13 protein-coding genes and 1 pseudogene are annotated in these 14779 nt (G+C 71.0%); 3 read left to right on the plus strand and 11 right to left on the minus strand.

Annotated elements, in window-relative coordinates; all coding sequences use genetic code 11:
• Nucleotides 1-4 precede the first annotated feature (4 nt).
• The 3 genes and pseudogenes from CG719_RS23395 to CG719_RS23405 form a co-directional block, all read right to left on the minus strand.
• Nucleotides 5-1515: pseudogene (locus CG719_RS23395) on the minus strand (AAA family ATPase).
• 361 nt (nt 1516-1876) lie between these two features.
• Nucleotides 1877-3235: a class I SAM-dependent RNA methyltransferase gene (locus CG719_RS23400; RefSeq protein ID WP_100570641.1), complete on the minus strand. Its 1359-nt coding sequence runs from the start codon at nt 3233-3235 to the stop codon at nt 1877-1879.
• A 110-nt stretch (nt 3236-3345) separates the two neighbouring features.
• Complete coding sequence (locus tag CG719_RS23405) at nt 3346-5406, minus strand: APC family permease (protein WP_100570642.1); 2061 nt, start codon at nt 5404-5406, stop codon at nt 3346-3348.
• 163 nt (nt 5407-5569) lie between these two features.
• Here CG719_RS23405 and CG719_RS35910 point away from each other — a divergent pair, with 163 nt between their 5' ends.
• From CG719_RS35910 to CG719_RS23415, 3 genes are all read left to right on the plus strand, one after another.
• Entirely contained in the window at nt 5570-5713 is a 144-nt protein-coding gene (locus CG719_RS35910) for a hypothetical protein (protein WP_199836750.1), read from the plus strand.
• Between the two features lie 132 nt (nt 5714-5845).
• Nucleotides 5846-6517, plus strand: a complete 672-nt coding sequence (locus CG719_RS23410; RefSeq protein WP_100570643.1) for a potassium channel family protein — start codon at nt 5846-5848, stop codon at nt 6515-6517.
• Nucleotides 6517-7185: a potassium channel family protein gene (locus CG719_RS23415; RefSeq protein WP_100570644.1), complete on the plus strand. Its 669-nt coding sequence runs from the start codon at nt 6517-6519 to the stop codon at nt 7183-7185. The genes CG719_RS23410 and CG719_RS23415 overlap by 1 nt, the downstream gene beginning before the upstream one ends.
• Before the next feature lie 123 nt (nt 7186-7308).
• Here CG719_RS23415 and CG719_RS23420 read toward each other — a convergent pair whose 3' ends face one another.
• The 8 genes from CG719_RS23420 to CG719_RS23455 all read right to left on the minus strand — a co-directional run bounded on the left by CG719_RS23420 (nt 7309) and on the right by CG719_RS23455 (nt 14767).
• On the minus strand, nt 7309-8073 hold the full coding sequence (locus CG719_RS23420; RefSeq protein ID WP_100570645.1) for a DUF3159 domain-containing protein: 765 nt from the start codon (nt 8071-8073) through the stop codon (nt 7309-7311).
• Between the two features lie 3 nt (nt 8074-8076).
• On the minus strand, nt 8077-8475 hold the full coding sequence (locus tag CG719_RS23425; protein WP_100570646.1) for an OB-fold nucleic acid binding domain-containing protein: 399 nt from the start codon (nt 8473-8475) through the stop codon (nt 8077-8079).
• Between the two features lie 41 nt (nt 8476-8516).
• Entirely contained in the window at nt 8517-9200 is a 684-nt protein-coding gene (locus tag CG719_RS23430; protein WP_100570647.1) for a response regulator, read from the minus strand.
• The gene (locus tag CG719_RS23435) at nt 9197-11740 is read right to left on the minus strand and encodes a sensor histidine kinase (RefSeq protein WP_100570648.1); all 2544 of its coding nucleotides are present in this window, start codon (nt 11738-11740) and stop codon (nt 9197-9199) included. Before CG719_RS23435 ends, CG719_RS23430 begins: the two co-directional genes overlap by 4 nt.
• 233 nt (nt 11741-11973) lie before the next feature.
• Nucleotides 11974-12666, minus strand: a complete 693-nt coding sequence (locus tag CG719_RS23440; protein WP_100570649.1) for an ABC transporter ATP-binding protein — start codon at nt 12664-12666, stop codon at nt 11974-11976.
• A gap of 199 nt (nt 12667-12865) precedes the next feature.
• The gene (locus CG719_RS23445) at nt 12866-13633 is read right to left on the minus strand and encodes a DUF3710 domain-containing protein (RefSeq protein WP_100570650.1); all 768 of its coding nucleotides are present in this window, start codon (nt 13631-13633) and stop codon (nt 12866-12868) included.
• Nucleotide 13634: 1 nt separating this feature from the next.
• Nucleotides 13635-14186 (minus strand): dUTP diphosphatase, encoded by a 552-nt coding sequence (gene dut / locus CG719_RS23450; RefSeq protein WP_100570651.1) that lies wholly within the window; start codon nt 14184-14186, stop codon nt 13635-13637.
• Nucleotides 14183-14767 carry a PaaI family thioesterase gene (locus CG719_RS23455; protein WP_100570652.1) on the minus strand — a complete coding sequence of 195 codons (585 nt, stop codon included), beginning with the start codon at nt 14765-14767 and terminating at the stop codon, nt 14183-14185. Before CG719_RS23455 ends, dut begins: the two co-directional genes overlap by 4 nt.
• Nucleotides 14768-14779 lie beyond the last annotated feature (12 nt).

Genomic DNA, 14779 nt, shown 5'->3' on the forward strand with positions numbered 1-14779 from the left:
GTGGCTAGCCAATCCCGTAGAGAGTCGCCAGGTCGACCAGGAGCAGATCTTCGCGGCCGGCCACGGACTCGATCAGATCCGGGTAGAACCCGTGCAGGGAGAACAGGGTCAGGATGGTGCCCGTGGTGTCGTAGCCCTGGTCGGTGAGCAAGGTGCGGATGTGCTCCAGGCGTTGCAGGTCCCCGGTGCCGCGGCGGGCGACGGTGGCCTTGGCCTCACCGAGGAGGGCGATCCGGGCGCGAGGAGCCTGCGGGCGCTCGCCCAGGGCCAGGGCGATGACGTCGACCTCGTGCTTGGTGCGGGCTGCGGGGTCCGCCACCTCGGTGGTGCCGACCGGGCCGGGCAGGCCGCCGGAAAGCAGGGCGTGGGCGTATCGGCGAGTGAAGGCGCGAGCCAGGTCCTCGAAGTGAGGGCCGAGGATCTTCGAGTTGAAGGTCGGCGCGGCGGCCTGCCACGCCTCTTCGGCGAAGCCCTGTTCGACGGTGGCCGCCTGCGGCAGGGTGATCAGCTGATTGAAGCGGATGACAGGGTCGGCCAGGGTGATGACGGGGTGGCGGGGACGCAGGATGTCCTGCTCGCGCTGGATGTAGCCCGTGGACTCCAGGACGTCGAGCGGGTGGGTGACCGCGTTGCGCTGCCGTTCCAGGGCCGCGCCGATCTTGGTGGGGGTGGAGGCGCCCTGGGCGATCGCGGTGAGGATGTCGTAGTAGAGGCTGTGCTGGGTGATCCGAGGATCCTCACGCAACAGATATTCCGTCTCCGTGCGCGAGTACACCGCCCGCCCCGGGTCCAGGAGTGTCCGCGTCAGCCAGGCGGCGAAGCCGTCGCTCGGGTGCGGGCGGGCCGCCACCGGCCGGTAACCGGGAGCGCCACCGAGGACGGCGTGCACCCGCAGGGCGGTCAGCGGATCCTCGATCTGCCAGAACGCACGGCTGGCCCGGTAGTCGAAGGCCCCCAGCCTCAGGTCGATCACCGCACGGCCGCGCAACGGCTTCGTTCCCGACAGCAGTTCGTGCATGACGCTCGTCGCGGACCCGCACAGGATCACCCGCGCTCCAGGTCCGGCCCCGGTGCCCCGCTGACGCTCGTCATAGAGCTGCTGGAGCAGGCCAGGGATCTCGGGAGAGCGCTGGAGGAGATACGGCAACTCGTCGATCACCAACAACGGTGTCTGTGAACGCGCAGTGACATCAAGGGCGTTGGACAGGACCTCACGCCAGTCGGTCAACCGCAGCGTGCCGGGCCGGAGACCCGCGTGGGTCGCGATGGCGTCGCTGAACCGCTGAACCGCTGGAGCGCCGGCAGCCGCCCTTCCTCCCGGACCGCGGTGACGTACAGACCCCCGACGCGCTCCGACAGCGCCTGCAGGAGATACGACTTCCCGTACCGCCTGCGCCCCGACACGATCCCCAGACGCATCGCCGGATCCGGGTCCGTGACAAGTTCGGTGAGCAGATCCCACTCACGATCACGGTCGACCACGTCCTCGGGCTTGGCAAGCACCCTCTCATCCACCGGAACTCCCCACCAGCCTGGATCGACCACAGTGTGTCTAAGTCTGCTTAGACAAATCCTGTCCAGCCCGACTTTCCTAGTGGCTGGCCACAGAAATCACTCATGCTGGTCGGCGCAGAGCCATGTCAGCGGCTCCCCGGCGAGGCCGTTTACAGGCATCGCAACGCACTGCCCCAGTCGGCCTAGCCGACTGGGGCAGTGCGTCATATGAGCGTCAAGAGTCCCGACGACCGGGCATCACGCAGCCGCTCCCACCAGTCACTCCAGCACTAACCTGCAGGTGAAGCGGGTCCGAGGGTTTCGACCTGCTGGATATAGCGAAACAGGTCGAGACCCGCCGACGCTACTACTGAACCGCAGGTCAGACGCCCTTAGCAGTCGGCTCAAGAATCGCCACGCACTCCACATGATGCGTCATCGGAAACAGATCGAACGCCCGCAGCGTCCGCACCCGGTAGCCGCCCTCGCGGAAGTACGCCAGGTCTCGGGCCAGGGCGGCCGGGTCGCAGGCGACGTAGGCGATGCGGCGGGCGGCGAGGGACGCGAGCTGGGCGACCGTGGCGCGGCCGGCGCCCGCTCGGGGCGGGTCGAGGACGATCAGGTCGACCTCGGTGATGCCGGTGCGCGGGAGGACGGACTCGACCTTGCCCTGTTCGACGCGGACGCGGGGGAAGTCGGCGAGGTTGTGCCGGGCGTCCTCCACCGCGCGCTTGCCGGACTCGATGCCGAGGACCGCGCCCTTGTCGCCGACGCGGTCGGCCAGGGCGCCGGCGAAGAGGCCGACGCCGCAGTAGAGGTCGAGCGCCATGTCGCCCTTGCGGGGCAGGAGGCCCTGCATGACCGCCGTGACCAGGGTGTCCGCCGCCTTCGGGTGGACCTGCCAGAAGCCGCCCCCGCCCACGCGGTGGGTGCGGCCGTCGGCGCGTTCGCGGACGAACGGGCGGCCGTGGACGCGGTGGACGCCGCCGGTCTTCTCGTCGACGCGGAGGACCGAGACCGGCTTGTCGAGTTCCACCAGCGGCAGGCGGGCGCCCGGGCGCGGGGTCAGGATCACCTGGCGGTCCTGCGAGCCCGTCGCCGCGATCGCCTCCACGGACTCCATGCCGGTCCAGTCGCGCCGTTCGATGCCCAGCTCGCTCACCCCGGCCGCCGCGATCATGCAGTGATCGATCGGCTCGACCTCGTGCGAGCGGTGGCGGCGCAGGCCGGCCTTCCCCGTGGCGGGGTCGACCGCGTACTGCACGCGGGTGCGCCACTGCGGGACCTCGCCCGCGGGCAGCTTGTCGCCCTCGGCGGGCATCACCGTGCCGTCCCAGCCGGCCTCCTCGGGCGTGAGGCCCGCGAGGCGCTTGAGCTGCTCGGCGAGCACCTCGCCCTTGAGCCGCCGCTGGGCACCCGGCTTGGCGTGCTGCCAGTCGCAGCCGCCGCAGCGGCCGGGGCCCGCGTAGGGGCAGGGGGCCTCGACACGGTCCTTGGAGGCGTCGATGATCCGTACCGCGTCGGCGCGCAGGAACCGGGCGCCCTCCTCGCCCTCGGTCACCCGTGCCACGACCCGCTCGCCGGGCAGCGTGTGCCGTACGAACAGCACCTGGCCCTCGGCGGTACGGGCGATGCAGTGGCCGCCGTGGGCGACGGGGCCGATCTCGACCTCGTACTCCTGCCCCACCAGCGAGGGGCCCTGTTCCTGGCCCACCCGCGAGTTCTTCTGTTCTGCGTGCATGGTGGGGTGACTCCAGATCGGGAAAGGCGTACGGCCGGACAACAGCCCACCAGTCTACGTGGGTGCCATCCGGCCGTTCACCATCAGGTGCGGCGCCGAGCGGAAGCCGGTCAGCCCTTGGCCGCCGGCGACTCCTTCGGCTCCTTCGGGCGCTCCTGGGCCGGGCCGCGCCGCACCGCACCCGGCGCGCTCCACTCCTGGCGCCTGCGGGCGCGCTGCTTGGCCGCCTCGGAGGAGGCCAGCTGGTAGGGCACCGAGGTGACCATCACGCCCGGCGTGAACAGCAGCCGGCCCTTCAGGCGCAGCGCGCTCTGATTGTGCAGCAGGTGCTCGTACCAGTGGCCGACGACGTACTCGGGGATGATCACCGAGACGGCGTCGCGCGGGGATTCCTTGCGCAGGCTCTTGACGTACTCGATGACCGGGCGGGTGACCTCGCGGTAGGGCGAGTCGAGCACCTTCAGGGGTACGTCGATGCCGCGCCGCTCCCACTCCCCGCGCAGCGCCCGGGTCTCGGCCGGGTCCACGTTGACGGTGAGGCCCTCCAGGGTGTCCGAGCGCATCAGCTTGGCGTACGCCAGGGCCCGCAGGGTGGGACGGTGGATCTTGGAGATGAGGACCACGGAGTGGACGCGGGAGGGCCGGACGGTGTCGTCGTCCGGGCCGTCGGGGGCCGCGATCTCCTCGGTGACCCGGTCGTAGTGCTTGCGGATCGCGGTCATCGTCGCGAAGAAGATGCACATGCCGAGCAGGGCCACCCAGGCGCCGTGCGTGAACTTGGTGACGAGGACGACGACCAGCACGGTGCTGGTGAGGAACGCGCCGAAGGTGTTGATGGCGCGGGAGCGGATCATGTGGCTGCGCCTGGCCGGGTCCCGCTCGGTGGCCAGGTGGCGGTTCCAGTGCTTGACCATGCCGACCTGGCTGAGCGTGAAGGACACGAACACGCCGACGATGTACAGCTGGATCAGCCGGGTGGAGTCGGCACCGTAGACGACGACCAGCAGGATGGCGGCGCCCGCGAGCAGCACGATGCCGTTGGAGAAGGCGAGCCGGTCGCCGCGGGTGTGGAGCTGGCGGGGCAGGAAGCGGTCCTGGGCGAGGATCGAGCCGAGCACCGGGAAGCCGTTGTAGGCGGTGTTGGCGGCCAGGAACAGGACCAGCGCCGTCGCCGCGGCCAGGATGAGGAACAGGAAGCTGCCCTTGCCGAAGACGGCCTCGGCGACCTGGGAGATCACCGGGTTCTGCACATAGCCCGGGCCGACCGGGACGCCGTTGTTCAGGAGGTTGGCGGCCGGGTTGTCGGACATGCGGACGCCGGTCGTCATGGCCAGGGTGACGATGCCGCAGAACATCGTCACGGCCAGCAGGCCGATCATCGCCAGCGTGCTGGCCGCGTTCCTGGACTTGGGCTTGCGGAAGGCGGGGACGCCGTTGGAGATCGCCTCGACACCGGTGAGCGCCGCGCAGCCGGAGGAGAAGGCGCGCAGCAGCAGGAAGACGAGGGCGAATCCGGCCAGTCCCTGGTGCTCGGCCTTGATGTGGAAGTCGGCGGTCGGCGCCCGCATGGTCTCGCCGAGGACGAGTCCGCGGACGGCGCCCCACACGATCATGATGAAGACGCCGGAGACGAACACATACGTGGGGATGGCGAAGAGCGTGCCCGACTCTTTCACCCCGCGCAGGTTCATCACTGTCAGGAGCACGATCACCGCGACCGCGCACAGCACCTTGTGCTGGACGACGAAGGGGACGGCGGAGCCGAGGTTCTCGATGCCGGAGGAGATCGAGACGGCGACGGTCAGGACGTAGTCGACCAGCAGCGCGCTCGCGACGGTCAGGCCCGCCTTGGAGCCGAGGTTGGTGGTCGCGACCTCGTAGTCGCCGCCACCGCTCGGGTAGGCGTGCACGTTCTGCCGGTAGGAGGCGACCACGGTGAGCATCAGCACGGCGACCGCGACCGCGATCCAGGGGCTGAAGTGGTACGCCGACACGCCGGCGACGGACAGGACCAGCAGTACCTCGCCGGGCGCGTAGGCCACGGAGGACAGCGAGTCGGAGGCGAAGACGGGTAGGGCGATGCGCTTCGGCAGGAGCGTCTCGCTCAGCCGGTCACTGCGCAGTGCGCGCCCGATCAGAATACGTTTGGGCACGTCGGTCAGTTTGGACACAACAGAGCATCGTAGGCCTTAGCCCCCCGGGTCGTGCACCCGCCGGTCCAGATCTGCCTCACGAGTGAATTCCGGTACCGAAGACCCTGCGGATTCCGCAGGCGGGGTGTGTGTCGTGCCTAGATGTCTCGACCCCGCTCCCCGCCGACCCCCCGGAGGTCCCGTGCCCCCTACCGCGGAGCTGATCGGCGCCGCCGCCGCGTTGCTCGGCCTCGGATTCCTGACCCTGCGCAGCGTGCGCAGCATCACTCGGCGCCGGCCCTTCGAGACCGAGCGGACCCGAGTGGGACGCCTTGGGGCCGAGTGAGGCGCCACGCGCCGCGGAGGCGTTAAGGACGCGACAGGGGGTGCCCGCCCCGGACCGGGCATGTGTAGCTTGTCCCTCTGTCTGAGACCCTGATGGGGCTGAGCAGTCGCTATTGACATCGGAAGGACGGTCGTGCACATCGTCATCATGGGCTGCGGGAGAGTGGGCTCCGCTCTCGCCCAGACCCTGGAGCAGCAGGGGCACACGGTCGCCGTGATCGACCAGGACCCCACCGCCTTCCGCCGGCTGGGCCCCGGGTTCGGTGGCCGCAGGGTCACCGGAATCGGCTTCGACCAGGACACCCTGCGCGAGGCGGGCATCGAGGAGGCCGGTGCCTTCGCGGCCGTCTCCAGCGGGGACAACTCGAACATCATCTCGGCCCGGGTGGCCCGCGAGATGTTCGGCGTGCAGAACGTCGCGGCCCGTATCTACGATCCCCGCCGCGCCGAGGTGTACCAGCGCCTGGGGATCCCGACCGTGGCCACGGTCCGCTGGACGGCCGACCAGATGCTCCGCCGGCTGCTGCCCTCGGGCGCCGAGCCGCTGTGGCGCGACCCCACCGGCGGCGTCCAGCTCGCCGAGGTGCACGCCTCCCCCAAGTGGGTGGGCCACAAGATCAGCGAGCTCCAGGAGGAGACGGGCGTCCGGGTGGCGTTCCTGACCCGCCTCGGCGAGGCGATCCTGCCGAGCTCGCAGACCGTGCTCCAGGAGGGCGACCTCGTGCACGTGATGATGCGGACGGACGACGTGGAGAAGGTCGAGGCGGCGTTCGCCGAGGGCCCGGAAGAGGAGAGCGGTCACTGATGAGGGTCGCCATTGCCGGTGCCGGCGCGGTCGGTCGCTCGATCGCGGGCGAGCTGCTGGAGAACGGCCACGAGGTCCTTCTCATCGACAAGGCGCCGACCGCCATCTCGGTCGAGCGCGTGCCGCAGGCCGAGTGGCTGCTGGCCGACGCCTGCGAGATCACCTCGCTGGACGAGGCCGCGCTCCAGCGCTGCAACGTGGTGATCGCCGCGACGGGCGACGACAAGGTGAACCTGGTCGTCTCCCTGCTGGCGAGGACGGAGTACGGGGTACCGCGGGTGGTGGCCCGTGTGAACAACCCGAAGAACGAGTGGCTGTTCAACGAGGCCTGGGGCGTGGACGTGGCCGTGTCCACGCCGCGGCTGATGTCCGCGCTGGTCGAGGAGGCGGTGAGCGTCGGTGACCTCGTACGGCTGCTGCGCTTCAGCCACGGCGACGCCAACCTGGTGGAGCTGACCCTGCCGGAGGAGTCGGCGCTGGCCGGCACCCAGGTCGGGGACGTCGAGTGGCCCGAGGACACCTCGCTGGTCACCATCATCCGCGGCACCCGGGTGCTCACCCCGTCCCGGGAGGACTCCCTGGAGGCGGGTGACGAGCTGCTGTTCGTGGCCGCGCAGGCCCGTGAGGAGCAGTTGGAGGACCTGCTGTCGGTGCGCCGGGAGCGCTGAGCGCCCGAGGTCCGCACACAGGTCCGCGCACGGCGCGGGGCGCCCGGTACGAGCACCGGCGCCCGCATACGGCGAAGGGGCGCCCGGAGATCCGGGGCGCCCCTTCGCCGTATGCGGCGGTGCTCAGTTCTGGCGGCGGTGACGGCCTGCGGCCGGTTCCTCGCCGTGCTCCGGCGTCAGGGCCGCCTTGCGCTCCTCCTCGGCCTTCTCCTCGGCCTCCATCTCCGCGAACACGTCGATGGGCGGGGGCGCCTTGGCGAGGAAGACCCAGGTCAGCCAGACCGCCAGCAGGAACGGCGGGATCTTCAGGATGACCAGGACCCAGCCGAGCTGGGCGGTGTTGGCCCACCAGTACAGCGGGAAGAGGATCGCGCACTTGGCGAGCAGGATCAGGCCCCAGGCCCAGCTCGCCTTGGCGTAGGCCTTCTTGCGGCCCGGGTTGCGGGTGCGCCAGGAGAGGTTCTCCTTGAAGACCGGGCCGAGCATCAGGCCGATCAGCGGGACCCCGGCCAGCGTCGTCACGATGTACGCCACGGCCAGGCCCAGCGTGTAGAGCATGCCGGGCAGGTAGAAGTCCTTGGCGTTGCCGGTCATCATCGCGAAGACGACACCGAAGGCGACGCCGAAGACACCGCTGAAGGCGTGCTTGACGGTGTCCCGCCTCGCCAGCCGGACCACGACCAGCACCAGCGACACGGCCAGCGCGGCGATCGCCGACCAGTGCAGGTCCTTGTTGATCGTGAAGATGGTGACGAAGAGGAGGCCGGGCAGCACCGTCTCGACCATGCCCCGCACCCCGCCGAACGCCTCGAACAGGGCGGCCTCCGTCACCGCCCGGGCATCGTGGTCGGCAGTCGTGTCTTCGGTCGGCTTGTCGAGTGACGTCACCGGCTACTCCCGTCCCAGGGGTCGCAGTTCGTACTTGGGATTGAACAGCACCCGGCGGCCCCGGCTCATCGAGATCCGGCCCGATGCGATCAGCCTGCGCCCCGGTTCTATACCGACGATGGAACGCCTGCCGAGCCACACCACGTCCAGGGCGGCCGTGCCGTCGAACAACTCGGCCTCCAGGGCCGGGACTCCGGCACGCGGACGCAGGGTGACCGTGCGCAAGGTACCAGTAACCGTGACGATCTGCCGGTCGGTGCAGTCGCCGATGCGTGTACAGCCCGCGGTCTCGGCGTCCTCACGCAGTTCCTCGGACTCCAGGTCCTCCTGCGACGAGGAAAGCCGGTCGAGCATGCGCCGGAACCGGCCCACCGGCTTGTCTGAACGAGGAACAGCACTCATGTCTGAAGCGTACCGGGGGTCCCCGAGGGGGACGTAACCGCTCACTTCTCGAAGCGGTAGCCCATCCCCGGTTCGGTGACGAAGTGCTTGGGGTGCGAGGGGTCGGCCTCCAGCTTCCTGCGCAGCTGTGCCATGTACACGCGCAGATAGTTCGTCTCCGTGCCGTACGACGGCCCCCACACCTCCTGGAGCAGCTGCTTCTGGCTGACCAGCCGGCCGGTGTTGCGCACCAGCACCTCCAGCAGGTGCCATTCGGTCGGGGTGAGCCGTACGTCCTTGCCGGCCCGGTTGACCTTCTTCGCGGCCAGGTCGACGGTGAAGTCCTCGGTCTCCACCAGCACGCCGTCCTCGCCGCTCCCGACGGGCTCGGCGCGGCGGACGGCGGCCCGCAGCCGGGCCAGCAGCTCGTCCATGCCGAACGGCTTGGTGACGTAGTCGTCGGCGCCCGCGTCCAGCGCCTGGACCTTCTCGTCGGAGGAGTGCCGGGCGGACAGCACCAGGATGGGAACCCGGGTCCAGCCACGCAGGCCCCTGATCACCTCGACGCCGTCCATGTCGGGCAGGCCCAGGTCGAGCACGACCACGTCGGGGTGGCGGGAGGCTGCGAGGTCGAGGGCGCTCCTGCCGTCGGAGGCGGCGTCGACCTCGTACTTGCGTGCCTTGAGGTTGATCACGAGGGCCCGCACGATCTGCGGCTCGTCGTCGACCACCAGCACCCGCGTCATGTGGTTTGCCTTTCTGGTTCGGCGAGTCGTGCGGGGCCGCGAAGGCTTTCCGCGGCCCGCAGGGTGAGGACCATCGTCAGACCGCCACCGGGCGTGTCCTCGGCGTCGAGCGTGCCGCTCATGGCCTCGGCGAAGCCGCGTGCCACGGCGAGGCCGAGGCCCACGCCGGCTCCGCGCGGGGCGTCGCCGTGCCGCTGGAACGGCTCGAAGATACGGTTCTTGGCCTCGTCGGGGACGCCCGGTCCGCGGTCGACGACCCGGACCTCGACCCGGTCGGCCATGGCGCTGGCGGACACCACCACCTGCTCGTCCGCCGGACTGTACTTCACGGCGTTCTCCACCAGGTTGGCGACCGCGCGCTCCAGCAGCCCGGGGTCGACGGCGACCATCGGCAGGTACTCCGGGATGTCCAGGTGGACGCTGTCCTCGGGCACCCCTCCCAGCGCCATCGGCACCACCTCGTCGAGGTCGATCTCACGGATCAGCGGAGTGACGGTGCCGGTCTGGAGGCGGGACATGTCGAGCAGGTTGCCCACGAGGTGGTCGAGCCGGTCGGCGCCCTCCTCGATGCCCTGGAGCAGCTCCGCGCGGTCCTCCTCGGACCACTCGACGTCCTCGGACCTGAGCGAGGAGACGGCCGCCTTGATCCCGGCGAGCGGGGTGCGCAGATCGTGGCTGACGGCGGCGAGCAGCGCGGTGCGGATGCGGTTGCCCTCCGCGAGGGCGCGGGCCTGGTCGGCTTCCTCCTGGAGGCGCCGGCGTTCCAGGACGACGGCGGCCTGGGCGGCGAAGGCGGCCAGCACGCGGCGGTCGGAGGCGGGCAGCACCCGTCCGGTCAGCGCCAGCGCCATGTGGTCGCTGACGGGCATGTCCACGGCCGCGTCCTCGGGGCGCTGGAGCGGCCCGCCCGTGCCCACACGGCCGGCGCAGGTCCAGGGGTCCACCTCGCTCTGCCGCTCCAGGAGGGCCACCGACTCCATGCCGAAGGTCTCGCGGACCCGCTCCAGCAGCGCCTCAAGGCTGGTCTCCCCGCGCAGCACGCTGCCCGCGAGGAAGGACAGTATCTCCGCCTCGGCGCGCAGCCGGGCGGCCTGGTGGGTGCGGCGGGCGGCGAGGTCCACCACGGAGGCCACGGACACGGCGATCCCGACGAAGATCGCGATGGCCACGATGTTCTTGGGGTCGGCGATGGTGAGCCGGTGCAGGGGCGGTGTGTAGTAGTAGTTCAGCAGCAGCGATCCGACGGCCGCCGAGGCGAGCGCCGGCAGCAGCCCGCCCAGCAGGGCCGCGGCCACCGTCAGGGCGAGGAACAGCAGCATGTCGTTGGCGAGGCCGAGGTCCACGGTGTTCAGCAGCAGCGCGAGGATCACCGGGCCGGCGACCGCGACCGTCCAGCCCCAGACGATCCGGGCCCGTCCGAGCCGGGCACCGCGGGCCACCGGCAGTCCGCGCCCCTTGGCGACCTGTCCGTGGGTGACGATGTGCACGTCGAGGTCGGGGCCCGACTCGCGGGCCACCGTGGCGCCCACGCCCGGTCCGAAGATGTACTGCCAGGTCTTGCGGCGCGAGGAGCCCAGCACGATCTGGGTGGCGTTGACCCCGCGGGCGAAGTCGAGCAGCGCGGCCGGTATGTCGTCGCCGACGACATGGTGGAAGGTGCCGCCCAGGTCCTCCACGAGGGTGCGCTGGACGGCCAGCTCCTTCGGGGAGGCGGAGGTCAGTCCGTCGCTGCGGGCGATGTAGACGGCCATGACCTCCCCTCCGGCGCCCTTCTCGGCCAGGCGGGCCGCCCGGCGGATCAGGGTGCGCCCCTCGGGACCGCCGGTCAGGCCGACGACGATCCGCTCGCGCGAGCCCCAGATCCTGGAGACCTGGTGCTCGCTCCGGTAGCGCTGGAGGTACTCGTCGACACGGTCGGCCACCCACAGCAGGGCCAGCTCGCGCAGCGCGGTGAGGTTGCCGGGCCGGAAGTAGTTGGACAGGGCGGCGTCGACCTTGTCCGACTTGTAGATGTTGCCGTGGGCCATCCGGCGGCGGAGGGCCTCGGGCGACATGTCGACCAGCTCGATCTGGTCGGCCCGCCGCACCACCTCGTCGGGGACGGTCTCCCGCTGCCGTACGCCCGTGATCGACTCGACCACGTCGCCGAGGGACTCCAGGTGCTGGATGTTGACCGTGGAGATGACGTCGACACCGGCCGCGAGCAGCTCCTCCACGTCCTGCCAGCGCTTGGCGTTGCGGGAGCCGGGGATGTTGGTGTGGGCGAGTTCGTCCACCAGGGCGACGGCCGGGGCGCGGCGCAGCACGGCGTCGACGTCCATCTCGGTGAACGTGCTCCCGCGGTACTCCAGCGCCTTGCGGGGGACCTGCTCGAGACCGTGCAGCATCACCTCGGTGCGCAGCCGGTCGTGGTGCTCGACGAACGCCACGACGCAGTCGGTGCCCCGCTCCACCCGGCGGTGTGCCTCGGAGAGCATCGCGTACGTCTTGCCGACGCCCGGTGCCGCACCGAGATAGATCCGAAGCTTGCCGCGTCCCATGGCCCCATTGTCTTCCCGTCACGGCTCCGTATGCCGCGTCGACCTTACGGCCGATAATCGCGACATAAGGGGTCGCGCGGGGGCGGATGGCCGTCTTTGACACAACCCTGACGGACACGACCCCGACGTGCGCGGGGTCGGGGCGGGAGGGCGACACGGGGGTACGACGTCACGGCCATACGGCCTCAGGGCGTCAGAGCATCAGGCCGTCAGGGCTTCAGGGCTTCAGGGCGTCACGATTCGGTGATCCTGCCGTCGCGCAGCTCCAGCACCCGGTCGGCGAGGTCCAGCAGGGTGGCGTCGTGGGTGGCGACCAGTGCGGTGACCTGCTCGCTGCGGACGACGGCGCGCAGCAGCTCCATCACGGCGTGGCCGGTCTCCGCGTCGAGCTGGCCGGTCGGCTCGTCGGCTATCAGGAGCGCCGGCTCGTTGGCGAGGGCGCGGGCGATGGCCACGCGCTGCTGCTGGCCGCCGGAGAGCTCACCGGGCCGCTGCCGGGCGTGGTCGGCGAGGCCGACCAGGGACAGCAGCAGCTCGACGCGCTCCTCCCGCACACGCGGATCGGCGCGGCGCAGCCGCATCGGCACGCCCACGTTCTCCGCGGCGGTGAGGATCGGGATGAGCCCGAAGGACTGGAAGACGAACCCGACGTGGTCCCGGCGCAGGGCGAGGAGGCCCTCTTCACCGAGTTCGGACAGGTCGCGGCCGTCGACGTGGACCCGTCCCCGGTCCGGCTCGTCGAGCCCGCCGACGATGTTCAGCAGCGTGGTCTTGCCGGAGCCCGAGCGGCCCTTGAGTGCGACCAGTTCGCCCCGCGGGACCTCGAAGGAGACTCCGCGCAGGGCGTGCACGGCGGCCTCGCCCTGCCCGTAGGACTTGTGGACGTCCTCCACGCGCACCATGGTCTCGGTGATCACCTGGCTCATGTGCCCTCCCCGTTCACGCCCCCGTGGACCGGGCGCCAGTATCACCAGCCGCGCCCGTCCGTTCAATATCCAGACGAACGGACGTCCGCGAAGGTTTCCGGCCGGAGCCGCGGCGGAGTCCGCGCACGGCGGAGGGCCGCACCGCGGAGGTACGGCCCTGGGTCCTGTCGATGAGAGGACCGTGTCCGGCTGACCGCGGTCAGCGGACCTCGGTGATCTCCGGTCCGCGCTGGAGCTGGCCCATCCCGCCGGAGAAGCGCGACTGGCCCTCGTCCTGCTGGACGCCCTCGGGCACCATCTGCGCGTCGTTCGGCAGCTTGAGGACGATCGGGTCGCGGGGCGCCATCGGGCCCTCGCCGCGGACCACGACCGTGTCCCGGAAGATCTGCTCGAGCAGTCCGGCCGCCTGCGGCTGCACCGCGCCCTGCCCGGAGATCACCCCGCGCAGGAACCAGCGGGGACCGTCGACGCCGACGAACCGCACGACCTGGTAGCCGCCCGTGCCGTCCGGCAGCTGCACCGGCACCTGCGCGCGCAGCTCCCAGCCCAGCGGACCCTCGACCTCGTCGATGATGCCGCCCTGCTGGGTGATGCCGCTGCCGATCTCCTCGCGCACCTCGCCCCAGATGCCCTCGCGCTTGGGCGCGGCGAAGGCCTGCAACTGGATGGCGCTGTCGTGCAGGACGACGGTCGCCGCGACGATCGCGTCGCCCGCGACCTCGACCCGCAGCTCCATGCCCTCGACACCCGGTACGAACATCCCGCCGAGGTCCACGCGGCCCTCGGCCGGCTCGCGCACCTCGGAGCTGTCCCAGGGCCCGTCGGGCCGCGGTCCGGGCTCGAGCCGCAAGCGCTCGCGCTCACCCTTCACGTCCACGTCCGCCTCGGTGTCGACGCTGTCGACGACCTGCTCGGCCTCGCCGGCCGCGTCCTCGGCGGCACCCTTCTTGTTGCGACGTCCGAACACGTCACTGTCCTTCCCGGTCGGATACGACCGAAGCGTATCGATTCCCACCCGCCGGCCCGCCCATGGCGGCCCGGCCGTTCGTGCCGCTCGCACCGTCCACGGCGGCGTGGCCGCCGGTGGACCCGAAGCCCCCCTCGGCCCGCGCCGATCCGGGAAGCTCCGCCACCTCCTGGAAGCGGACCCTCTCGACCTGCTGGACGACCAGTTGGGCAATCCGGTCGAAGCGCTCGAACCGCACGGACTCGCGCGGGTCGAGATTCACCACGATCACCTTGATCTCCCCACGGTACCCGGCATCAACCGTCCCCGGGGCATTCACGAGGGCGACACCGCAGCGGGCGGCGAGTCCGGATCGCGGGTGCACGAAGGCCGCGTACCCCTCCGGGAGCGCGACAGACACTCCAGTGGGCAGTACCGCCCGCTCCCCCGGCGCCAGTTCGCACGCCACGGTCGTGCGCAGATCGGCGCCCGCGTCACCGGGATGCGCGTACGCCGGAAGCGGTACGTCGGCGTCGACACGCCGGATCAGCACGTTCAGGGGCTCACGGCTCACGGGTTCACCTCGAAGGCGCGGACGCGCCGGACCTGGTCGGGGTCGTTCATGACTGCCTGGATCTCCTGCTCGCGGCCGTGGTCGACGAAGTGGTCGACCTTGACCTCGACGAACAGGGCCTCGGCGCGGACGGCGACCGGCCCGTCGGGGCCGCCGACACGTCCGGTGGCCCTGGAGTAGATCTTCCGCCCGGCCACGGCGGTGACCTCGGCCTCCAGGTGCAGGACGGTGCCGACCGGCACCGGGCGCACGTAGTCCGTCTCCAGCCGCCCGGTCACGGCGATCGTCCGCAGCAGCCAGTTCAGCGAGCCGAGGGCCTCGTCGAGGGCGGTCGCGAGGACCCCGCCGTGGGCGAGGCCGGGCGCGCCCTGGTGGGCGGGCTGCACGGTGAACTCGGCGGTGATCGCGACGCCCTCCCCGGCCCGGGCCTGGAGGTGCAGCCCGTGCGGCTGCTCCTCGCCACAGCCGAAGCACTCTGCGTAGTGCGAGCCGAGGAGTTCGCCGGGCGCGGGGGCGTCGGGGTGCCGGACCGGGGCCACGGCGTCGGGCGGGGGCTGAAGAGCTGCGGAACTACCACTCACAGGCGCAGACCT

It is taken from the genome of Streptomyces sp. CB01373 (genome assembly GCF_002803075.1).
Taxonomy (GTDB): domain Bacteria; phylum Actinomycetota; class Actinomycetes; order Streptomycetales; family Streptomycetaceae; genus Streptomyces.